Source organism: Variovorax beijingensis (genome assembly GCF_003951285.1).
Taxonomy (GTDB): Bacteria; Pseudomonadota; Gammaproteobacteria; order Burkholderiales; family Burkholderiaceae_C; genus Variovorax; species Variovorax beijingensis.
On record NZ_RXFQ01000010.1, the window covers coordinates 159,262 to 180,267 of the forward strand.

16 protein-coding genes and 1 pseudogene are annotated in these 21,006 nt (G+C 68.1%); 11 read left to right on the forward strand and 6 right to left on the reverse strand.

Annotated elements, in window-relative coordinates; genetic code table 11:
• The first annotated feature begins 30 nt into the window (after positions 1-30).
• Genes EJO66_RS18930 through EJO66_RS18975 form a run of 10 tightly spaced genes read left to right on the forward strand, consistent with a single transcriptional unit; the run spans position 31 to position 12,672 of the window.
• Positions 31-1,482: an aldehyde dehydrogenase family protein gene (locus EJO66_RS18930; RefSeq protein WP_124960914.1), complete on the forward strand. Its 1,452-nt coding sequence runs from the start codon at positions 31-33 to the stop codon at positions 1,480-1,482.
• Positions 1,483-1,537: 55 nt separating this feature from the next.
• Positions 1,538-2,503, forward strand: a complete 966-nt coding sequence (locus tag EJO66_RS18935; protein ID WP_124960915.1) for an ABC transporter substrate-binding protein — start codon at positions 1,538-1,540, stop codon at positions 2,501-2,503.
• Positions 2,504-2,515: 12 nt separating this feature from the next.
• Complete coding sequence (chvE, locus tag EJO66_RS18940; protein WP_124960916.1) at positions 2,516-3,586, forward strand: multiple monosaccharide ABC transporter substrate-binding protein; 1,071 nt, start codon at positions 2,516-2,518, stop codon at positions 3,584-3,586.
• Between the two features lie 56 nt (positions 3,587-3,642).
• Positions 3,643-5,169: a multiple monosaccharide ABC transporter ATP-binding protein gene (gene mmsA, locus EJO66_RS18945; protein ID WP_124960957.1), complete on the forward strand. Its 1,527-nt coding sequence runs from the start codon at positions 3,643-3,645 to the stop codon at positions 5,167-5,169.
• Positions 5,156-6,379, forward strand: coding sequence for a multiple monosaccharide ABC transporter permease (gene mmsB / locus EJO66_RS18950; protein ID WP_124960917.1), 1,224 nt, complete (start codon positions 5,156-5,158; stop codon positions 6,377-6,379). The genes mmsA and mmsB overlap by 14 nt, the downstream gene beginning before the upstream one ends.
• Positions 6,380-6,383: 4 nt before the next feature.
• Complete coding sequence (locus EJO66_RS18955) at positions 6,384-7,904, forward strand: sugar ABC transporter ATP-binding protein (protein ID WP_124960918.1); 1,521 nt, start codon at positions 6,384-6,386, stop codon at positions 7,902-7,904.
• Positions 7,901-8,935, forward strand: a complete 1,035-nt coding sequence (locus EJO66_RS18960; RefSeq protein WP_125965784.1) for an ABC transporter permease — start codon at positions 7,901-7,903, stop codon at positions 8,933-8,935. Before EJO66_RS18955 ends, EJO66_RS18960 begins: the two co-directional genes overlap by 4 nt.
• Positions 8,932-9,960 (forward strand): galactofuranose ABC transporter, permease protein YjfF, encoded by a 1,029-nt coding sequence (gene yjfF, locus EJO66_RS18965; RefSeq protein WP_124960920.1) that lies wholly within the window; start codon positions 8,932-8,934, stop codon positions 9,958-9,960. The genes EJO66_RS18960 and yjfF overlap by 4 nt, the downstream gene beginning before the upstream one ends.
• Positions 9,961-9,996: 36 nt before the next feature.
• On the forward strand, positions 9,997-11,748 hold the full coding sequence (locus EJO66_RS18970; RefSeq protein WP_124960921.1) for an IlvD/Edd family dehydratase: 1,752 nt from the start codon (positions 9,997-9,999) through the stop codon (positions 11,746-11,748).
• A gap of 6 nt (positions 11,749-11,754) precedes the next feature.
• Positions 11,755-12,672 (forward strand): dihydrodipicolinate synthase family protein, encoded by a 918-nt coding sequence (locus EJO66_RS18975; protein ID WP_124960922.1) that lies wholly within the window; start codon positions 11,755-11,757, stop codon positions 12,670-12,672.
• A 52-nt stretch (positions 12,673-12,724) separates the two neighbouring features.
• Here the strand turns inward: EJO66_RS18975 and EJO66_RS18980 are convergent.
• Positions 12,725-13,591, reverse strand: a pseudogene (locus EJO66_RS18980) (LysR family transcriptional regulator); the annotation flags it as partial.
• A gap of 120 nt (positions 13,592-13,711) precedes the next feature.
• On the opposite strand from EJO66_RS18980, the gene EJO66_RS18985 reads away from it, so the two are divergent.
• Positions 13,712-14,491 (forward strand): SDR family NAD(P)-dependent oxidoreductase, encoded by a 780-nt coding sequence (locus EJO66_RS18985; RefSeq protein WP_124960923.1) that lies wholly within the window; start codon positions 13,712-13,714, stop codon positions 14,489-14,491.
• 28 nt (positions 14,492-14,519) lie between these two features.
• On the opposite strand, the gene EJO66_RS18990 is transcribed toward EJO66_RS18985, so the two are convergent.
• The 5 genes from EJO66_RS18990 to EJO66_RS19010 form a co-directional block, all read right to left on the reverse strand.
• Entirely contained in the window at positions 14,520-14,774 is a 255-nt protein-coding gene (locus EJO66_RS18990) for a hypothetical protein (RefSeq protein ID WP_012746204.1), read from the reverse strand.
• A 168-nt stretch (positions 14,775-14,942) separates the two neighbouring features.
• Positions 14,943-15,452 carry a hypothetical protein gene (locus EJO66_RS18995; protein ID WP_124960924.1) on the reverse strand — a complete coding sequence of 170 codons (510 nt, stop codon included), beginning with the start codon at positions 15,450-15,452 and terminating at the stop codon, positions 14,943-14,945.
• A gap of 80 nt (positions 15,453-15,532) precedes the next feature.
• On the reverse strand, positions 15,533-15,940 hold the full coding sequence (locus EJO66_RS19000; RefSeq protein WP_124960925.1) for a hypothetical protein: 408 nt from the start codon (positions 15,938-15,940) through the stop codon (positions 15,533-15,535).
• Between the two features lie 173 nt (positions 15,941-16,113).
• The gene (gene cphA / locus EJO66_RS19005; RefSeq protein ID WP_124960926.1) at positions 16,114-18,681 is read right to left on the reverse strand and encodes a cyanophycin synthetase; all 2,568 of its coding nucleotides are present in this window, start codon (positions 18,679-18,681) and stop codon (positions 16,114-16,116) included.
• 16 nt (positions 18,682-18,697) lie between these two features.
• Complete coding sequence (locus EJO66_RS19010; RefSeq protein WP_223262413.1) at positions 18,698-20,944, reverse strand: cyanophycin synthetase; 2,247 nt, start codon at positions 20,942-20,944, stop codon at positions 18,698-18,700.
• Positions 20,945-21,006 lie beyond the last annotated feature (62 nt).

Sequence of the window (21,006 nt, forward strand, 5' to 3'; positions counted from 1 at the left end):
TCCAAAACCAGAGACAAGGTCGGCGCGCAGGTGATTCACGGCGAGATCCATCAGAACGTGCGGCAATACATCAACGGCCGCTGGGAAACCAGCGCGACCACCGGTGTGAGCGCCAATCCTTCGGACACCAGCGAAGTGGTGGCCGAATACGCACGCGCCGATCGCCGCCAGGTGGAGTCCGCGATCCGCGCGGCCGCCGATGCCTTTTCCCACTGGAGCCACAGTACGCCGCAGCGCCGGGCCGACGTGCTCGACCGCATCGGCACCGAACTGCTGGCGCGCAAGGACGAGCTGGGCCTGCTGCTGGCGCGCGAGGTCGGCAAGACCCTGCCCGAGGCGGTGGCCGAGGCGGCGCGCGCGGGGCAGGTGTTCAAGTTCTTCGCGGGCGAGGCGCTGCGCGGCGGCGGCGAGAACATGGCCTCGCTGCGCGCGGGGGTACAGGTCGACGTCACGCGCGAACCGGTGGGTGTGGCCGGGCTCATCACGCCGTGGAATTCGCCGCTCACGGTACCGGCGACCAAGATCGCGCCGGCGCTCGCGCACGGCAACTGCGTGGTGTTCAAGCCGGCCGAACTGGTGCCGGCCTGCGGCTGGGCGCTGGCCGAGATCATCAGCCGCGCCGCACTGCCCGCGGGCGTGTTCAACCTGGTGATGGGCAGCGGCCGCGAGGCCGGCCAGGCGCTGGTCGACAGCCCGCTGGTCGATGCCCTGAGCTTCACCGGCTCGGCGCGCAACGGCGAACGCATCCTGCAGGCGGCCGCGGCGCGGCGCGCCAAGGTGCAGCTCGAGATGGGCGGCAAGAACGCGCTCGTGGTGCTGGCCGATGCCGACATCGACCATGCGGTCGACTGCGCGGTGCAGGGCGCCTACTTTTCCAACGGCCAGCGCTGCACGGCGTCGAGCCGGCTGATCGTCGAGGCCGCGGTGCACGACGCGTTCGTCTCGCGGCTTCGCGAACGCCTCAAGGCGCTGAAGATCGGCCATGCGCTCGAACGCGGCGTCGACGTCGGGCCGCTGGTCGATGAAGAACGCCTGGCGCGCAGCCTGGCCTGGGTCGGCATTGCGCGCGAAGAGGGCGCCGAGCACGTGTGGGGCGGCGAGCCGCTCAAGCGCGCCACGGCCGGCCACTACATGAGCCCCGCACTGTTCCTGGCTCAACCCGGGCACCGCATCGCGCGCGAGCAAATCTTCGGCCCGCTGGCCTGCGTGCTGCGCGCCGCCGACTACGACGAGGCGCTGGCGCTGTGCAACGACACGCCCTCGGGCCTGAGCGCGGGCATCTGCACCAACTCGCTCAAGCACGCGATGCATTTCAGGCGCCATGCCGAAGTCGGCATGACGATGGTCAACCTGCCGACGGCGGGCGTGGACTTTCACGCGCCCTTCGGCGGGCGCAAGGGGTCGGGCTACGGGCCGCGCGAACAAGGGCGCCACGCCGCGGAGTTCTACACGACGGTCAAGACCGGCTACATGCTGGCCTGACCACCACGGACGGTTTTCATCAGCAAGCAAGCACTCAGAAAGAAGGAGACATTCCATGAAACTCAATCGCCGCACCCTCAATATCGCACTCGCCGCCGCCTCGCTCGGCGGGCTCCTGCCCGCCACCGCGCTGGCGCAGAAGAAGATCGTGCTCGGCTTCAGCCAGGTGGGCGCCGAGAGCGAATGGCGCACCGCCAACACCGAGTCGATCAAGTCGTCGGCCAAGGAAGCCGGCATCGAGCTCAAGTTCTCCGACGCGCAGCAGAAGCAGGAAAACCAGATCAAGGCGATCCGCTCGTTCATCGCGCAGAAGGTGGACGTGATCGCCTTCTCGCCGGTGGTCGAATCGGGCTGGGAAACCGTGCTGCGCGAAGCCAAGGCCGCCAAGATTCCGGTGGTGCTGACCGACCGCTCGGTGAACACCAAGGACGACTCGCTCTACGTGACCTTCATGGGTTCCGACTTCGTCGAGGAAGGCCGCAAGGCGGGCCGCTGGCTGGTCGAGAAGATGAAGGACCAGAAGGGCGACGTGAACATCGTCGAGCTGCAGGGCACCGTGGGCTCGGCACCGGCCATCGACCGCAAGAAGGGCTTCGAGGAAATCATCAAGGCCGACCCCAAGTTCAAGATCGTGCGCTCCCAGACCGGCGACTTCACGCGCGCCAAGGGCAAGGAAGTGATGGAAGCCTTCCTGAAGGCCGAGGGCAAGAAGATCAACGTGCTCTACGCGCACAACGACGACATGGCCATCGGCGCCATCCAGGCCATCGAGGAAGCGGGCCTGAAGCCGGCCAAGGACATCACGATCATCTCGATCGATGCCGTCAAGGGTGCCTTCGAAGCCATGATCGCCGGCAAGCTCAACGTGTCGGTCGAATGCAGCCCGCTGCTCGGCCCTCAGCTGATGAGCGCCGTGAAGGACATCAAGGCCGGCAAGCCGCTGCCCAAGCGCATCGTGACCGAAGAGACGATCTTCCCGATGGAAGTCGCCGCCAAGGAATTCCCCAACCGCAAGTATTGAGAGCGAACACCCATGAAACGCAACTTCCTCAAGGCCTCGCTCGCAGGCATCGCGCTGGCCATCGCCGGTATCGCGCCGCTCGCGCATGCGCAGGACAAGGGGCCGATCGCCATCTCGATGCCGACCAAGTCGTCGGCGCGCTGGATCGCCGACGGCGCCAACATGGTCAAGTACTTCAAGGAAAAGGGCTACAAGACCGACCTGCAGTACGCCGACGACGACATTCCGAACCAGCTTGCGCAGATCGAGAACATGGTGACCAAGGGCTCCAAGGTGCTGGTCATCGCGGCCATCGACGGCACCACGCTGTCCGACGTGCTGCAGAAGGCGGCCGACAAGGGCGTGAAGGTCATCGCCTACGACCGGCTCATCAAGGGCTCGAAGAACGTCGACTACTACGCCACCTTCGACAACTTCCAGGTCGGCGTGCTGCAGGCGCAGTCGATCGAGGCGGCGCTCGGCCTGAAGAGCGGCAAGGGCCCGTTCAACATCGAGCTGTTCGGCGGCTCGCCGGACGACAACAACGCCTTCTTCTTCTACAACGGCGCGATGTCGGTGCTGGACCCGTACATCAAGAGCGGCAAGCTGGTGGTGCGCAGCAAGCAGATGGGCATGGACAAGGTCGGCACGCTGCGCTGGGACGGCGCGGTGGCGCAGGCGCGCATGGACAACCTGCTGTCGGCCTACTACAGCAAGGACCGCGTCGATGCGGTGCTGTCGCCGTACGACGGCCTGTCGATCGGCATTCTCTCGTCGCTCAAGGGCGTGGGCTACGGCTCGGCGTCGCAGCCGATGCCCATCGTCTCGGGCCAGGACGCGGAGATTCCGTCGGTCAAGTCGATCCTGCGCAAGGAGCAGACCTCGACCGTGTTCAAGGACACGCGCGAGCTGGCCAAGGTCACGGTGGCCATGGTCGACGCCATGCTGTCGGGCAAGACGCCCGAGGTGAACGACACCAAGACCTACAACAACGGCATCAAGGTGGTGCCCTCGTACCTGCTCAAGCCCGTGAGCGTGGACGGCGGCAACTGGAAGCAGGTGCTGGTCGACAGCGGCTACTACAAGGAAAGCCAGGTCAAGTGAGCGTCGTGAGCGTCGGAATTGCAGCAGCAGCGGCGGGCGGCCGCAGCATCCTCGAGATGCGCGGCATCACCAAGACATTCCCGGGCGTGAAGGCGCTCAGCGATGTCAACCTGGCGGTGCGCGCGGGCGAGATCCATGCGGTGGTCGGCGAGAACGGCGCGGGCAAGTCGACGCTCATGAAGGTGCTGAGCGGCGTCTACCCGTGCGACTCGTACACCGGGGAAATCCACTTCGAGGGCGAGCTGCGCCGCTTCAAGGGCATTGCCGACAGCGAGAAGCTCGGCATCATCATCATCCACCAGGAGCTCGCGCTGGTGCCGCTGCTGTCCATTGCCGAGAACATCTTTCTTGGCAACGAAATTTCGCACGGCGGCGTGATCGACTGGTTCGCCGCCTATGCGAAGACGCGCGAACTGCTTGCCAAGGTGGGACTGAAGGAGCCGCCCACCACGCTGGTGACCGACCTGGGCGTGGGCAAGCAGCAGCTGGTGGAGATTGCGAAAGCCTTGGCCAAGGAGGTCAAGCTGCTGATCCTCGACGAGCCCACGGCCAGCCTCAACGAGAACGACAGCGACGCCTTGCTGATGCTGCTGCTGGAGCTCAAGCGCCAGGGCATCGCGTCGATTTTGATCTCGCACAAGCTCAACGAGATTGCCAAGGTGGCCGACTCCATCACCGTGCTGCGCGACGGCGCCACGGTGGAGACCATGGACTGCCGCGGCCAGCCGATCAGCGAGGACCGCATCATCCGCGGCATGGTCGGGCGCGACATGGCGCACCGCTATCCGCAGCGCGATCCGAAGATCGGCGAGACGGTGTTCGAGGTGCGCGGCTGGCGCGTACACCACGCGCTGCATGCCGACCGCGAGCAGATCAAGGGCGTGGACCTGCATGTGCGCAAGGGCGAGATCGTCGGCATCGCGGGCCTCATGGGCGCGGGCCGCACCGAGCTTGCGATGAGCGTGTTCGGCAAGTCCTACGGCCAGCGCATCAGCGGCACGGTGCTGATGCACGGGCAACCGGTGGACGTGGGCACGGTGCGCAAGGCCATCGACCATGGCATTGCCTACGTCACCGAAGACCGCAAGGGCCTGGGGCTGGTGCTGGAGGAAAACATCCAGAAGAACGTGAGCCTGGCCAACCTGGAGGCGGTCTCCAGTTCGATGGTGATCGACGACGCGCGCGAATTCAAGGTGGCGAGCGACTACCGCCGCGCACTCAACATCCGCTCTTCGGGTGTGGAGCAGCTGGTGGTGAACCTGTCGGGCGGCAACCAGCAGAAGGTGGTGCTCAGCAAATGGCTCTTCACCAAACCCGAACTCTTGATTCTCGACGAACCCACGCGCGGCATCGACGTGGGCGCCAAGTACGAGATCTACACCATCATCGACCAGCTCGCGAGCGAGGGCAAAGGCATTCTCATGATTTCTTCCGAACTGCCGGAACTGCTCGGCATGTGCGACCGCATCTACGTGATGAACGAGGGCCGCTTCGTGGCCGAATTTCCGGCCGCCGAGGCTTCGCAGGAGCGCATCATGCATGCGATCGTGAGCGCAGGGAGCTCTGTCCATGTCGCAGCCTGACGCCAACGCGGTGAACGCCGCCGTCCCCATGGCCGAGGCCGTCCCGAAGCTGCACGCCGGCTTCCTGAAGAACAACCTGCGCGAATACGGCATGCTGATCTCGCTGGTCGCGATCATGGTGCTGTTCCAGGTGCTGACCGACGGCACGCTGCTGCGGCCGCTGAACCTCACCAACCTGCTGCTGCAGAACAGCTACGTCGTCATCATGGCGCTGGGCATGCTGCTGGTGATCGTGGCGGGACACATCGATCTTTCGGTGGGCTCGGTCTGCGGCTTCATCGGCGCGCTGGCGGCGGTGCTGATGGTGGAGTACGAGTGGCACTTCGTGCCGACGGCCATCATCAGCATTGCGGCGGGTGCGGTCATCGGTGCCGCGCAGGGCTGGTTCGTCGCGTTCCGAAAGATCCCGTCGTTCATCGTCACGCTCGCGGGCATGCTGGTGTTCAAGGGGCTCACGCTGGCGCTGCTGGCGGGGCAGTCGGTGGGGCCGTTCCCGGTCGAGTTCCAGCGACTGAGCTCGGGCTTCATTCCCGATCCGCTGGGCGGCCTCGATGGCGGCGGGTTGCGCATCACCTCGCTGGTGGTCGGCGCACTGGCCGCCGCGGCGCTGGTGTTCTTCAAGCTGCGCGGGCGCGCCAAGCTCGCGGCGCACGGCATGGAGACGGAGCCCTATGTGTTCTTCCTGGTGAAGAACCTGTTCTTCGCGGCCATCATCCTGTTCTTCAGCTACCTGCTCTCGACCTACAAGGGCCTGCCCAATGTGCTGATCGTGATGGCGGTGCTGATCGTGGTGTACGACTTCGTCACCAACCGCACCACCATCGGCCGGCGCATCTATGCGCTGGGCGGCAACGAGAAGGCGGCGCGGCTGTCGGGCGTGAAGACGCAGCGGCTCGCCTTCCTGACTTTCGTCAACATGGGTGCGCTGGCCGCGCTCGCGGGCCTGGTGTTCGCGGCCCGGCTCAACACGGCCACGCCCAAGGCGGGCTTGGGCTTCGAGCTCGACGTGATCGCGGCCTGCTTCATCGGCGGCGCTTCGGCGTCGGGTGGCGTGGGCCGGGTGATGGGCGCGGTGATCGGCGCCTTCATCATGGGCGTGATGAACAACGGCATGTCGATCCTGGGCATCGGCATCGACTACCAGCAGGTCATCAAGGGCCTGGTGCTGCTGGCGGCCGTGTTCATCGACGTCTACAACAAGAACAAGTAGGCGCATGAGCCAGAGCGGCATCAGCCCCGTGCTCGAACTGCGGGGCATCCACAAGCAGTTTGGCGGCATCCCGGTGCTGCGCGACGTGCAGCTCAGGCTGTACCCCGGCGAGATCCATGCGCTGATGGGGCAAAACGGCGCGGGCAAGTCGACGCTCATCAAGGTGCTGACGGGGGTTCTTCCGTCGAGCGGCGGCGAGATGCACCTCGACGGCAAGGCCATTCATCCCGCCTCGCCGCTGGAGGCGCAGAAGCTCGGCATCAGCACGGTCTACCAGGAGGTCAACCTGTGCCCGAACCTCTCGGTGGCCGAGAACGTGTTTGCGGGCCGCTATCCGCGCTGCGGCGCGGCGCAGGGTTTTCGCATCGACTGGACAGCAGTGAACCGGCGCGCCGAAGAACTGCTGGCGCGCATCGGCCTGGACATCGACGTGAGCCGGCTGCTGTCGAGCTATTCGGTCGCGGTGCAGCAGATGGTGGCCATCGCGCGCTCGCTGGGCGTGTCGTCGAAGGTGCTGATCCTCGACGAGCCGACCTCGAGCCTGGACGACGACGAGGTCGAGAAGCTGTTCGAGGTGCTGCGGCGGCTGCGCAGCGAGGGGCTCGCGATCGTCTTCGTGACGCACTTCTTCAACCAGATGTATGCGGTGTCGGACCGCATCACGGTGCTGCGCAACGGCAACTGGGTGGGCGAGTGGCGCGCCGCGGACCTCGGCCCGCAGGCATTGATTGCCGCGATGCTGGGGCGCGAGCTGGCCGCCCAGTCCGCGCGGCCCGCGGCGCTGACGGCCTTCGATGAAGCTGCGCCCGCCCTGCTGCAGGCCGAGGGCCTGGGCCAGGCAGGCCAGCTGCAGGCCACCGACCTGCGCGTGCGCGCCGGCGAGGTGGTCGGCATCGCGGGCCTGCTGGGCGCCGGCCGTACCGAGCTTGCGCGCCTCCTGTTCGGGCTCGAAGCGCCCGACCGCGGGGTGCTGAGCATCGATGGCCGCTGCGTCAGCTTCTCGAACCCGGCCGACGCCATCCGCGAAGGGCTCGCGCTGTGCCCCGAAGAGCGCAAGACCGACGGCATTGTGGCGGAGCTGTCGGTGCGCGAGAACATCGCGCTCGCGCTGCAGGCGCGCCTCGGCGTGCGGCGCTTCCTGCCGCGTGCCGAGCAGACGGCGATCGCCGAGCGTTTCGTCGCGTCGCTGGGCATCAAGACCGCGAGCGTGGAAACCCCCATCGGCCTGCTCTCGGGCGGCAACCAGCAAAAAGCCATGATCGCGCGCTGGCTCGCGACCGAGCCGCGCCTCTTGATCCTGGACGAGCCCACGCGCGGCATCGACGTGGCGGCCAAGCAGGAGATCATGGAAGAGATCCTGCGGCTCGCGAAGGCGGGCATGGCGGTGATCTTCATCTCGTCGGAGATGAGCGAGGTGGTGCGCGTCGCGCATCGCATCGTGGTGCTGCGCGACCGCAAGAAGGTGGGCGAGCTGCCGGGCGGCTCGACCGAGGACGAGGTCTACGAAATGATTGCGGCAACATGACTCGCCTCTCATCCCTCATGAGCCACCGCCTCGCCTGGCCGCTGGTCACGCTGTTGCTGCTGCTCGCGGTCAACACCGCGTTCAATGCCAGCTTCCTGCACCTCGAATGGCGCGACGGCCATCTCTACGGCAGCCTGATCGACATCGTCAACCGCGCGGCGCCGCTGGTGCTGGTGTCGCTGGGCATGACGCTGGTGATTGCCACGCGCGGCATCGACATCTCGGTGGGCGCGGTGGTGGCCATTGCGGCGGCCGTTGCGGCCTGGATGATCGGCGGCTCGGTCGCGAGCGACGTGAGCCGGTTTCCGATGCCGCTTGCGATCCTTGCGGCCCTCGGCGTTGCGCTCTTGTGCGGCCTCTGGAACGGAATGCTGGTGGCCAAGGTCGGCATGCAGCCGATCATCGCCACGCTGATCCTCATGGTGGCGGGCCGCGGCGTTGCGCAGCTCATCGCCGACGGGCAGATCATCACCATCTACTACAAGCCCTTCTTCTTCCTCGGCAGCGGCTACCTGCTGGGCCTGCCGTTCTCGCTGTTCATCGTGGCCGCGGTGTTCGTGCTGCTCTACCTGGCCATCACGCGCACGGCGCTCGGGCTTTTCATCCAGGCGGTGGGCATCAACCCGACGGCCGCGCGCGTGGCCGGCGTGCAGGCGCGCAGGCTCGTCGTGGGCGCCTATGCGTTCTGCGGCCTGTGCGCGGGCGTGGCGGGCCTCTTGATCAGCTCCAATGTCAAGAGCGCGGACGGCAACAACGCCGGCCAGCTGCTGGAGCTCGACGCGATCCTGGCCGTGACGCTGGGCGGCACCGCGCTCACGGGCGGGCGCTTCAGCCTCATGGGAAGCGTCATCGGCGCGCTCATCATCCAGACGCTGACCTATGCGATCTACTCGCTGGGCGTGCCGCCCGAGATCAACCTCGTGGTGAAGGCGGTGGTGGTGTTCGCGGTGATGCTGCTGCAGTCGCCGGAATTCAGGGCAGAGATCCGGACGCTGGTGCAGCGGCCGGTGCACCAGGGAGTGCAGCCATGAGCGCCGTGATCGAGGCTGCGCCCTCGCCCCAGCCCTCTGCCGCAAGTGGGAGAGGGGGCAAGGCAGGGTTCAATCCCAAGTACCTGCCGTTGGCCGCGACCATCTCGCTGTTCATGCTCGTGGCCACGCTGGGCTCGGTGTTCTACGACGGCTTCTTCTCGGCGCAGGTGTTCCTCAACCTGCTGATCGACAACGCCTTCCTGATCGTCGTGGCCGTGGGCATGACCTTCGTGATTCTTTCGGGCGGCATTGACCTGTCGGTGGGCTCGGTGATCGCGCTCACCACGATGGTGTCGGCTTCGCTGGTCGAAAAGCACGGCTGGAGCCCGGCGGTGGTGATTCCGCTGGTGCTGGCCATGGGCACCGCCTTCGGCGCGTTCATGGGCCTGCTCATCGAGCGCTTCAGGCTGCAGCCCTTCATCGTCACGCTCGCGGGCATGTTCCTCGCGCGCGGGCTCTGCTACCTGATCAGCATCGACTCCATCAGCATCACCAACGCCTTCTATGCCGAGGTCTCGCAGATCCGCATTCCGGTCTGGGGCGAGGCCTCGCTGTCGATCAGCGCGGTGATCGCCATCGGCGTGCTGCTGGCGGCGGTGTTCATTGCGCACTGCACGCCCTTCGGCCGCGCGGTGTACGCCATTGGCGGCAGCGAGCAGTCGGCCATGCTCATGGGCCTGCCGGTGCGCTCCACGCTCATCGGCGTGTACACGCTGTCGGGTTTCTGCTCGGCGCTGGCGGGCGTGATCTTCACCTTCTACATGCTCTCGGGCTACGGCCTGCATGCGCTGGGACTGGAGCTCGATGCGATTGCGGCGGTGGTGATCGGCGGCACGCTGCTCACGGGCGGCGTGGGCTATGTGGCGGGCACGCTGTTCGGCGTGCTGATGCTCGGGATCATCCAGACGCTGATCTCCTTCGACGGCACGCTGAGCTCGTGGTGGACGCGCATCGTCGTCGGGGCACTGCTCTTCGTGTTCTGCCTGCTGCAGCGCTTCTTCACTTCGCGTGCGCCACGGCGCTGACGCGTTTCCTTCTTTCTCGCTTTCAGGAAATTCCGCATGCCGGACCAAACCCCCAAGAAGAAGCTGCGCTCGACCGAATGGTTCGGCTCGGCCGACAAGAACGGCTTCATGTACCGCAGCTGGATGAAGAACCAGGGCATACCGGACCACGAGTTCGACGGTCGCCCGATCATCGGCATCTGCAACACCTGGTCGGAGCTCACGCCCTGCAATGCGCACTTCCGCAAGATCGCCGAGCATGTGAAGCGCGGCATCTCGGAGGCGGGCGGCTTCCCGGTCGAGTTTCCGGTGTTCTCCAACGGCGAATCGAACCTGCGGCCCACCGCCATGCTCACGCGCAACCTCGCGAGCATGGATGTGGAAGAAGCCATCCGCGGCAACCCGGTCGATGCGGTGGTGCTGCTCACGGGCTGCGACAAGACCACGCCCGCATTGCTGATGGGCGCGGCGAGCTGCGACATCCCGGCCATCGTGGTCACGGGCGGGCCGATGCTCAACGGCAAGCTCAATGGCAAGGACATCGGTTCGGGCACAGCCGTGTGGCAGCTGCACGAGTCGCTCAAGGCCGGCGAGATCAACCTGCACCAGTTCCTCTCGGCCGAAGGCGGCATGTCGCGTTCGGCCGGCACCTGCAACACCATGGGCACGGCCTCCACCATGGCCTGCATGGCCGAGGCGCTGGGCACTTCGCTGCCGCACAACGCGGCCATTCCAGCGGTCGACGCGCGGCGCTACGTGCTCGCGCAGATGTCGGGCGTGCGCGCGGTCGAGATGGCGAAGGAGGGGCTCACGCTGTCGAAGATCCTCACGCGCGAGGCGTTCGAGAACGCCATTCGCGTCAACGCCGCCATCGGCGGGTCGACCAATGCGGTGATCCACCTGAAGGCCATTGCGGGGCGCATCGGCGTCGACCTGGAGCTCGAGGACTGGACGCGCATCGGCAGCAACACGCCGACCATCGTCGACCTGTTGCCTTCGGGTCGCTTCCTGATGGAGGAGTTCTACTACGCAGGCGGCCTGCCCGCGGTGCTGCGGCGCCTGGGCGAAAGCGGCCTCTTGCCGCACCCCGGCGCGCTCACCGTCAACGGCCACTCGATCTGGGACAACGTGCGCGAGGCGCCCAGCCTCAACGACGAGGTGATCCGCCCGCTCGACAAGCCGCTGATCGCCGACGGCGGCATCCGCATCCTGCGCGGCAACCTGTCGCCGCGCGGCGCGGTGCTCAAGCCTTCGGCGGCGTCGCCCGAACTGCTCAAGCACCGCGGCCGCGCGGTGGTGTTCGAGAACCTGGAGCACTACAAGGAGCGCATCGTCGACGAGAGCCTCGAGGTCGATGCGAGCTCGGTGCTGGTGATGAAGAACTGCGGCCCCAAGGGCTACCCCGGCATGGCCGAGGTCGGCAACATGGGGCTGCCGCCCAAGCTGCTGCGCCAGGGCATCAAGGACATGGTGCGCATCTCGGATGCACGCATGAGCGGCACGGCCTACGGCACGGTGGTGCTGCACGTCGCGCCCGAGGCCGCCGACGGCGGACCGCTCGCGGCGGTGCGCGATGGCGACTGGATCGAGCTCGACTGCGATGCGGGCCGCCTGCACCTCGACATCAGCGATGAAGAGCTGGCCGCGCGCCTGGCTTCGCTGACCAGCACCGACGCGCAGCCCATGAGCACGCGCGGCGGCGGCTACCAGAAGCTCTACGTCAACCACGTGCTGCAGGCCGACGAAGGCTGCGACTTCGATTTTCTGGTGGGCTGCAGAGGCTCCGCCGTTCCCCGCCACTCACACTGATCCATCATGACCCCCAGATACCGCGGCATCTTCCCGGTGGTGCCGACCACCTTCACCGAACAGGGCGCGCTCGATCTCGAGAGCCAGAAGCGCTGCGTCGACTTCATGATCGACGCGGGCTCGGACGGCCTGTGCATCCTGGCCAACTTCTCCGAGCAGTTCGTGCTGTCCGACGAGGAGCGCGAAGTGCTCACGCGCACGGTGCTCGAGCATGTGGCGGGCCGCGTGCCCGTGATCGTCACCACCACCCACTACAGCACCCGCATCTGCGCCGAGCGCAGCCGGCGCGCACAGGACATGGGCGCCGCCATGCTGATGGTGATGCCGCCCTACCACGGCGCCACCTTCCGCGTGCCGGAACCGCAGATCTTCGAGTTCTACGCCGGCCTCTCCGATGCGGTGAGCATCCCGATCATGATCCAGGATGCTCCCGCGAGCGGCACGCTGCTGTCGGCGCCGTTCCTCGCGCGCATGGCCAGGGAGATCGAGCACGTCGCGTACTTCAAGATCGAGACGGCCGGTGCTGCGTCGAAGCTGCGGGAGCTGATCCGCCTCGGCGGCGATGCCATCGAAGGCCCATGGGACGGCGAGGAAGCCATCACGCTGCTGCCCGACCTCGATGCCGGCGCCACCGGCTCGATGACCGGCGGCGGCTATCCCGACGGCATCCGCCCGATCATCGAGGCGCACCGCGCGGGCGACCGCGACAAGGCCTTCGCGCTCTACCAGCAGTGGCTGCCGCTCATCAACTACGAGAACCGCCAGGCCGGCCTTTTGGCCTGCAAGTCGCTCATGAAGGAGGGCGGCGTGATCGCCTGCGAGGCGCCGCGGCATCCGCTGCCGGCGATGCACCCCGAGACGCGCGCCGGCCTGATCGAGACGGCGAAGCGGCTCGACCCGATGGTGCTGCGCTGGGGGCGTTGACAGCGGCGCCGCGCCCTTCGACGAAGTAGGGCGCGACGATCTCGGTCAGCCAGTCCATCACGGCCAGCACGCGCGGTGCGAGCTGGCGCCGGTTGGCATAGAGCAGCGAAACCGGCATCGGGCGCGCGTTGAACTCCGGCATCACCTGCACCAGCGCGCCCGCGGCGAGGCTCGCTTCCAGGCCCGCGAACGGCGCCTGGATCAGGCCCAGGCCGGCCCGCGCGGCTGCCTGGTAGGCGTCGGTGCCATTCACCGTGACGGTCGCAGGCACGGGCCATGTCTTGTACATGCCATCGGCGGGGTCGAGGTACTCCCAGCCTGCGTCGCTGGAGGAGAGCGTCTGCGCGAAATGAACGACACGGTGCTGCGCCAGGTCGTGGAGCGTGCGAGGCGTGCCGTGCGCGCGCAGGTAGCCGGGGCTCGCCGCATTGGCCATGCGCAGGGCACCGAGCGGCCGAGCGACGAGTTCCGAATCTCCGAGCATGCCGACGCGCAGCACGCAGTCGAAGCCTTCGTGCACCAGGTCGACACGGCGGTCCGAGGTGCTGATGCCGACTTCGAGCGCGGGATGCCGCGCCAGGAATTCGGGCAGGCGCGGAATGACGAGGTCGCGCGCGATGGCATTCGGCAGGTCGACGCGCAGCCGGCCGGTGAGGCCGCCGGCGTGCGAGCGGAACATGGTGGCGAGCTGCTCGCCCTCGGCCAGGTAGTCCTTGCAGCGCTCGAGGAAGCGCCCTCCGTCCTCGGTGAGCCGCACGCTGCGCGTGGTGCGTTGCAGGAGCCGCGTGCCGAGCCGCTCTTCGAGTTGCTGCACGGCCACCGAGACGCGCGCGCGGGTCAGGCCGAGCTGGTCCGCGGCGCGACTGAAGCTCGCGAGTTCGGCCACCCTCGAGAAGATGCGCAATTCATCGGTGTTCATGGTCGAGGATTGTTTCCTTTTTGGGTAACAGTGTGCGCAGTTTCCCGGAATTTATCTTTCTGCCGGTAATTTTTAAAGTCCACCCATCGACTCGCCGATCAACCCACCAAGGACTTTGAAATGACAGCTTCCACAACCGCCGACCCATCCCGCATCGCCCTCATTACCGGCGGCAGCCGCGGCCTCGGCCGCAGCGCCGCGCTGGCGCTCGCCGCCGATGGCGTCGACGTGATCCTCACCTACGTGTCGAACGACGCCAGCGCGCAGGCGGTGGTGGCGCAGATCGAGGCGGAGGGGCGCCGCGCCGTCGCCCTCAGGCTCGACGTCGGGGACAGCACGACCTTCGCCGCATTCGCGGATTCGGTGAAGGCGGCGCTGGCTGCCACCTGGCAGCGCGAGCGCTTCGACTTCCTGGTGAACAACGCCGGCGTGGGCCTGCACGCGAACTTCGAGGACACCACGGAAGCCCAGTTCGACATGCTCTTCAACCTGCACTTGAAGGGCCCGTACTTCCTCACGCAGAAACTGCTGCCGCTCATCAACGACGGCGGACGCATCGTCAACGTGTCGTCGGGGCTCACCCGGTTTTCGATGGCCGGTGCGTCCGCCTATGCCGCGATGAAGGGCGGCGTGGAAACGCTCACGCGCTACCTCGCGAAGGAACTCGGCGCGCGCGGCATTACGGCCAACACGATCGCGCCGGGTGCGATCGAAACCGACTTCAGTGGAGGCATGGTGCGTGACAACCCGCAGGTGAACGCGATGGTGGCCGGTTTCACCGCGCTGGGACGCGCGGGCCAGCCCGACGATATCGGCGGAGCGATCGCGGGCTTGCTGGGGGAGGGCAATCGCTGGGTGAATGCCCAGCGCATCGAAGCTTCCGGAGGGATGCTGGTCTGAGCGCGCGGCGCACCCGGCAGCTTGGGGCTCAGCTCTTCTCGAGCTCGCTCACTTGCAAGGACAGGTCGAACAGCTTGGACTTGCTCGCGTAGTAGCGGTCGAGCCGCCATTCCTTCAGGATGTCCATGGCGAGCTCGAAGCTCTTGTAGTCGAGGCTGTAGAGCGTGACCAGTTCGAAGCTGCGTTCGGATTCGAGCGCCAACACGAGCTGCGCCAGGATCTTGGCCGACTCGTTGGCCGGGTCCGTTTCTATGAATCGGCGAGCGACCTTGATGGCATTCATGGGATAGTGTTCCTCGGTAGGCAGAGACCGCGAACTATAGCTAGCATGCCGCCGCTCTTTATGACAGTCGTGTGACAAACAAAGGTCATTGCCCGTGACGGGCGTGGTGCATGCATCCGCCGCCGCCCGGCTCGGGCGGGCGACGGGGACGCCGCTGGGCAGCGAGCTTCAGCGCATCGGCGCCGGCATGGGAGCCGGCATCGGCACCGGCTCCATCGGTGCGATGGGCGCAATGGCCGGTGGCGGAACCCGCGAAGGCGCGGGCATCGGCGCCGGTATCGCCGCGGCGGGTGCCGGCATGACGACGGTGGTGACCGATTCGCGGATCACGCCGCCGCCCATCACGCTGCCATCCACATTGCCGCGGGTATTGCCGCTGCCGCCCAGCACGCGGGCTTCGCAGTCGGCGCGGTCGGCCGGGGGCTGGAGCCCGCAGCGCGCGAGCGCATTGCGCCGGTAGTCGGGCGCGCTGGTCAAGCCGCCGCGCGCAGCTTCCTGGCGTGCGGCGCCGGCCTCGCGGATGCAGGCCGCGCGGTCCTGCTGGTTGTGTCCACAGACCGCGAGTTCCTGCTGGTAGGTGGAGTCGCCGCGGCGCGGCTGGGCCGAGGCCGAGGTGGCGGCGGCCAGGCCGCCCACGGCAATCAGGGCGGCAATCATCGAACGGGTGGTGCTGTTCATGGGGTGCTCCTTGGAGTGACCTGAAACACGAAACTGTTGGACAAGGCGAGCCGCATCGGGTTCCTCGCGGCTCATGCCGGTCAGCGCGCGGGTGCGGCCGGTTGCGCCGGCAGTGGCGTCACTGTCTCGCGGATGACGCCGCCGCCCATCACGCTGCCTTCGGTGCTGGTGCGTGCGCCGCCCTGCAGGCGGGCCTCGCAGTCGGCGCGGTCGGCCGCAGGCTGTTCGCGGCAGCGCGCCATCGCATTGGCGTCGTAGCGTCCGGGGCTGGCGCTCGTGAGGCCGTTGCGTCCCGCTTCCTGGCGCGCGGCGCCGGCTTCGCGCAGGCACGCCGCGCGGTCCTGCTGCACGCCGTCGCAGGTGGCGCGCTCCTGCTGCGCACGCGCGGCCGTGCCGGGCGCCTGCGCGAACGATGCGCCGGAAAAAAGCAGACCGCTTGCTGCAAGAAGCGCGGCAGCACAAAAGGTGGAACGAACTGTTGTTGTCATCGGGTGCTCCTGGTTAGGGCGCGCCCTCCGAAAGCGCGACCGGACACGCAGTGTGGTCCGGTGCATCCCTTGCAGGGTGTGGGACGGCACAGACAGCAGACCCGGCCGGACTCGCCCCTGCGTGTGGGACGTGTCCGGCATGGGCCGGCGTGGCCGGCCCCGGGGCGTGTGTGTCAGCCCGCCGCGATGCGCTGCGCGAGGTGCGCGAGCGCTTCCTCGACCTGGTCGACCAGGATCAGCGACAGGTCGCCCGGCTGCAGCCGCGCAAGCGCGGTGTCGATGGCGACGAACTCGCCGCGGATCTCGTCGATGTAGCGCGTGCGCGCCGCGCCCTGCAGGCCCTGGCGCAGCAGTGCCATCACCTCGCCGTCGGCGCGGCCGCGCTGGGCCGCGTCCTGGTAGAGGATCACGTCGTCGAAGGCCTGGCCGAGGATGGCGGTCTGGTCGCGGATGTCGGAATCGCGCCGGTCGCCCGCGCCGCTGATCACCACCGAGCGCTTGTTGGCCGGCATGGTGTCCACGGCCGAGACCAGCGCACGCATGGCATCGGTGTTGTGGCCATAGTCGGCGATCACCGTGGCGCCGCGGTAGTCCATGACGTTGAAGCGTCCCGGCACGCCGGCCGCGTCGTTCAGGAAGCTCGCGAGGCCGCTGCGGATGGTGTCCCAGTCGAGGCCCACGGCCCACGCGGCGGCCACGGCCGCCATCACGTTGTCGACCTGGAAGCCGATGGTGCCGCCCCGCGTGATGGGCACGTCGCGCAGCGCGATGCGCTCGCGCCAGGAGCCTTCGGCCGCGACCAGCGTGTCCTGGTCGACGTAGACGGTGCGCTTGCCCTGCGCGCGGTGCGTGGCCATCACGGGGTGCTGGCGGTCGGCGGTGAAGAAGATCACGTGGCCCGGGCAGCCGGCGGCCATGGCGGCGACGTTGACGTCGGCGGCATTGAGCACCGCGTAGCCATCGGGCGCGACGTTGCGCACGATCACGCGCTTGAGCACCGCGAGGTCTTCGACGGTGGTGATGTAGTTCAGGCCCAGGTGGTCGCCGCTGCCGATGTTGGTGACCACGGCCACCTGGCAGCGGTCGAAGCCGAGGCCTTCGCGCAGCACGCCGCCGCGCGCCACTTCGAACACGGCCGCATCCACGTCGGGGTGCATGAGCACGTTGCGCGCGCTCTTGGGGCCGCTGCAGTCGCCGCTGTCGGTCTGGCGGCCGTCGACGTACACGCCGTCGGTGTTGGTCATGCCGGTGCGCAGGCCGCTCGACGAGAGCAGGTGGTTGATGAGGCGTGCCGTGGTGGTCTTGCCGTTGGTGCCGGTCACGGCCACCACCGGAATGCGGCCGTCGTCGCCGTGCGCGAAGAGCGTGTCCATGACGGCCTCGCCCACTGCGCGGCCGCGGCCGAACGAGGGCGAGATGTGCATGCGCAGGCCGGGCGCGGCATTGACCTCGACCACGCCGCCGTGCTGTTCCTCGAGCGGGCGCAGCACGTTCTCGCAGACCATGTCGACGCCGCAGATGTGCAGCCCGACCATCTGCGCCGCATCGACCGCGCGCGCGGCCACTTCGGGGTGCACGGTGTCGGTCACGTCGGTGGCGGTGCCGCCGGTGGACAGGTTGGCGTTGTTGCGCAGCACCACGCGCTGGCCGCGCGAGGGCACGCTGTCGGGCGTGAGGCCCTGGGCCTCGAGGCGGCCGATGGCGATGTCGTCCAGGCGGATCTTGGTGAGCGAGGTGGCGTGGCCTTCGCCGCGGCGCGGGTCGAGGTTCACTGCGTCGATCAGCTGGCGCACCGTGGCGCTGCCGTCGCCGATCACGTGCGGCGGATCGCGCCGCGCGGCGGCCACCAGGCGGTCGCCCACCACCAGCAGGCGGAAGTCGAAGCCGGGCAGGAACTTTTCGACCATGACTTCGCCATACGCGCAGGCCGAGTCGTAGGCGGCCGTGAGCTGCTCCTGGGTCGTGATGTTGACCGTGACGCCCTTGCCCTGGTTGCCGTCCTGCGGCTTCACCACCACGGGCAGGCCGATTTCCATGGCGGCGGCCCAGCCGTCTTGCGCATCCGCGACCGGCCGGCCGAGCGGCACCGGCACGCCGGCGGCGTTGAGCAGCTGCTTGGTGAGTTCCTTGTCCTGCGCGATCGATTCGGCCACGCCGCTGGTGCTGTCGACCTCGGCCGCCTGGATGCGCCGCTGCCTGGAACCCCAGCCGAACTGCACCAGGCTGCCGCTGGTGAGCCGGCGGTAGGGAATGCCGCGCGCCACGGCGGCATCGACGATGGAGCCGGTGCTCGGGCCGAGGCGCTCGGACTCGTCGAGGTCGCGCAGCTCGGTGATGGCGGCGGCGGCGTCGAATGCGGTGTCGGCCTGCGCGGCCGCGATCAGCTGTTCGGCCAGTTCGATGGCGCGGCGGCCCACGGCTTCTTCGCTGTACTGGAACACGACCTGGTAGACGCCGTCTTCCACGGTGGGCGAGGTGTGGCCGAAGTTGACCGCGCAGCCGGCCTGGGCCTGCAGCGCCACGGCGGCGTTCTCGAGCACGTGCGCCACGGCCATCGGCTGGCCCAGCACCATCGGATGCAGCTCGCCGATGGTGGGGAACAGCGCGCGCAGCCGTGCTTCGAAGCCCGGCAGGCGGCTGATGGCATTCTCGTCGCCTTCGCAGGCAACCACCGCTTCGATGGCGGTGTGGCGGCTCCAGAGGTTGGGGCCGCGCAAGGCGCGGATACGGGTGACTTTCATGGGGCGGCGGTGCGCTTCAGGCGAGTTGCAGTTGGGGGGACGAAAGCGGCTGCGTCTGCGAAAGCTGCAGCGAGGCCAGCGCCGCCTGCAGGTCGGCCTCGAAGGCCTCGACGCCGGCGCCGATGAGGTTCAGCGGAATGCCCAGCGCCCAGGCCGCGGCCACCGCGGCCAGCAGGCTCTCCAGGCTCACGCCCACGTGCGTGGCGCGCCAGACGGTCAGCCGGCCAAGGCCGGGCAGGAAGGATTCGCTGCTGCCGTTGGCCAGCACGACGCGGTCCTGCCGCACCAGCACGGCCTTGCCGCCGGCGGCCTGGTGCGCGGTGAGCGCGGCGGCCTGCGGGTCGGCCGCATAGAGAATGACGGCACCGTCGCACAGCGGCGCCAGGCCCGCGACGCGCGGATCGCCCGCGTTGAGCACCGCGGTGCCTTCGCCCAGCACCACGTCGACCTGCGTGCGCAGCACCTTGACCATCTGGTCGCTCTCGGTGATGTCGTAGTCGGCGAGCGCCTCGGCGCCTTCGAGGTCGGTCACGATGCCGATCTCGCAACGGTCGTAGGCCAGGCCGTCGCGCAGGATGGTCTCGGCGCCGTTCTCGATCACCACGGCTTCCACCGCGCGGTTCACCAGCAGGCGGCGGCCGGCGTCCCAGTTGGCGCTGTCGCGCGCATCGACGCGGCGGCGCTCCAGGAACAGGCCGTCGCGGCAGGCCAGGCCCGTGTGGCGCCCGCCCAGGTTGATGAGCCAGGCGACCAGGCGCGCGAGCACCGCGGTGTCGCGCGAGCCGGCCACGCCGATCACGGGGATGCGGCCCGGCGCATCGCCCGGGAACAGGTGGTCGCAGATCGCGCGGCCCACCGGGCGCGGCGAGCCGACGGCCGGCTTCAGGTGCATCAGGAGGCCGGGGCCGGCATTCACTTCGACGATGGCGCCGCGCTGCGGTCCGAGCGGCTTGCCGATGTCCTGCGCGACCAGGTCGATGCCCGCGATGTCCAGGCCCACCACGCGTGCGGCCAGCACGGCGGCATGCGCGACTTCAGGGTGGACCTGGTCGGTGCAGTCGTTGGCCATGTTGCCGTTGCGCTGGATCGTGACCACGCGGCCGGCCGCCGGCACCGAGGCGCCGTCGAGCTCCTGGCGCTTGAGTTCGAGCTGCAGCTTGGCGTCGGTGTCCAGCACGATCAGGTCGAGCGGATATTCCTCTTCGGCGCCGCGGCGCGGATCGCTGTTGAGCTGCTTGTCGATCAGCTCGGCCACGGTGCTCTTGCCGTCGCCGGTCACGGTGATGATCTCGCCGCGCGCGGCCGCCACCACCTCGCCGCCCACCACCAGCAGGCGGTGTTCGTGGCCGCGGATGAAGCGCTCGACCATCACGTCGCTGCCTTCGGGCTCGGCCACGGCGAAGGCGGCCATGACTTCCTCGCGCGTGGTCAATTCGAGCGACACGCCGCGGCCGTGGTTGGCGTCCGACGGCTTCACGACCACCGGCAGGCCGATGTCCTCGGCGGCTTCCCAGGCTTCCTCGGCGCTGGCCACCACCTGGCCCTCGGGCACCGGCACGCCGCAGCTCGCGAGCAGCGACTTGGTGAGCTCCTTGTCGCTTGCGATCGATTCGCCGATGGCGCTGGTGTAGTCGGTCTCGGCGGTCCAGATGCGCTGCTGGTTGGCGCCGTAGCCCAGTTGCACCAGGTTGCCGCTGTTGAGCCGGATGTGCGGAACGCCGCGGTCGGTGGCGGCGGACACGATGGCCGCGGTGCTCGGGCCCAGGTAGCAGTCCTCGACCTTGGCCTTGACCGCTTCGACCGCCTTCTGCACGTCATCGGCGGTGAACGGGTCGTTGTTGATGGCCGCCATCAGCAGGCGGTGGCCCTGGGCCAGCGCCACGCGGGCCACCTGCTCGTCGCGCGCGCGGAACACCATGCGGTAGACGCCGTGCTCCGAGGTGCTGCGGGTTTGCCCGAAGCCGGTCGGCATGCCGGCCAGGTTCAGCAGCTCGATCACCACGTGCTCGAGCACATGGCCCGACCAGGTGCCTTCGGTCAGCCGCTGGATGAAGCCGCCGCGCTCGCCCACGCCGCAGTGGTGCTCGATGAGCGCCGGCAGCAGCGCCGTGAGCCGGTCGGTGAAGCCGTCGATCTTGTTGGAGGGATAGTCTTCCAACTGGCCCAGGTCGAGCCAGACTTCCAGCACGGGCCGGTAGGTCCAGAGGTTGGGACCGCGCAAATAGTTGATGCGCAGCAGGCGGATGTCGTCGAAACGGGTCATGCAAACGTTCGATGTGCTTTGGCCGAGCACCGCGGCGCCTTCAAGCGCGCCCATGGCAATCG

Coding starts and splice junctions, on each gene's coding strand:
- EJO66_RS18935 (WP_124960915.1), top strand. CDS start 1,538: ATGAAACTCAATCGCCGCACCCTCAATATCGCACTCGCCGCCGCCTCG.
- chvE (WP_124960916.1), top strand. CDS start 2,516: ATGAAACGCAACTTCCTCAAGGCCTCGCTCGCAGGCATCGCGCTGGCC.
- mmsA (WP_124960957.1), top strand. CDS start 3,643: ATGCGCGGCATCACCAAGACATTCCCGGGCGTGAAGGCGCTCAGCGAT.
- mmsB (WP_124960917.1), top strand. CDS start 5,156: ATGTCGCAGCCTGACGCCAACGCGGTGAACGCCGCCGTCCCCATGGCC.
- EJO66_RS18955 (WP_124960918.1), top strand. CDS start 6,384: ATGAGCCAGAGCGGCATCAGCCCCGTGCTCGAACTGCGGGGCATCCAC.
- EJO66_RS18960 (WP_125965784.1), top strand. CDS start 7,901: ATGACTCGCCTCTCATCCCTCATGAGCCACCGCCTCGCCTGGCCGCTG.
- yjfF (WP_124960920.1), top strand. CDS start 8,932: ATGAGCGCCGTGATCGAGGCTGCGCCCTCGCCCCAGCCCTCTGCCGCA.
- EJO66_RS18970 (WP_124960921.1), top strand. CDS start 9,997: ATGCCGGACCAAACCCCCAAGAAGAAGCTGCGCTCGACCGAATGGTTC.
- EJO66_RS18975 (WP_124960922.1), top strand. CDS start 11,755: ATGACCCCCAGATACCGCGGCATCTTCCCGGTGGTGCCGACCACCTTC.
- EJO66_RS18985 (WP_124960923.1), top strand. CDS start 13,712: ATGACAGCTTCCACAACCGCCGACCCATCCCGCATCGCCCTCATTACC.
- EJO66_RS18990 (WP_012746204.1), bottom strand. CDS start 14,774: ATGAATGCCATCAAGGTCGCTCGCCGATTCATAGAAACGGACCCGGCC.
- EJO66_RS18995 (WP_124960924.1), bottom strand. CDS start 15,452: ATGAACAGCACCACCCGTTCGATGATTGCCGCCCTGATTGCCGTGGGC.
- EJO66_RS19000 (WP_124960925.1), bottom strand. CDS start 15,940: ATGACAACAACAGTTCGTTCCACCTTTTGTGCTGCCGCGCTTCTTGCA.
- cphA (WP_124960926.1), bottom strand. CDS start 18,681: ATGAAAGTCACCCGTATCCGCGCCTTGCGCGGCCCCAACCTCTGGAGC.
- EJO66_RS19010 (WP_223262413.1), bottom strand. CDS start 20,944: ATGACCCGTTTCGACGACATCCGCCTGCTGCGCATCAACTATTTGCGC.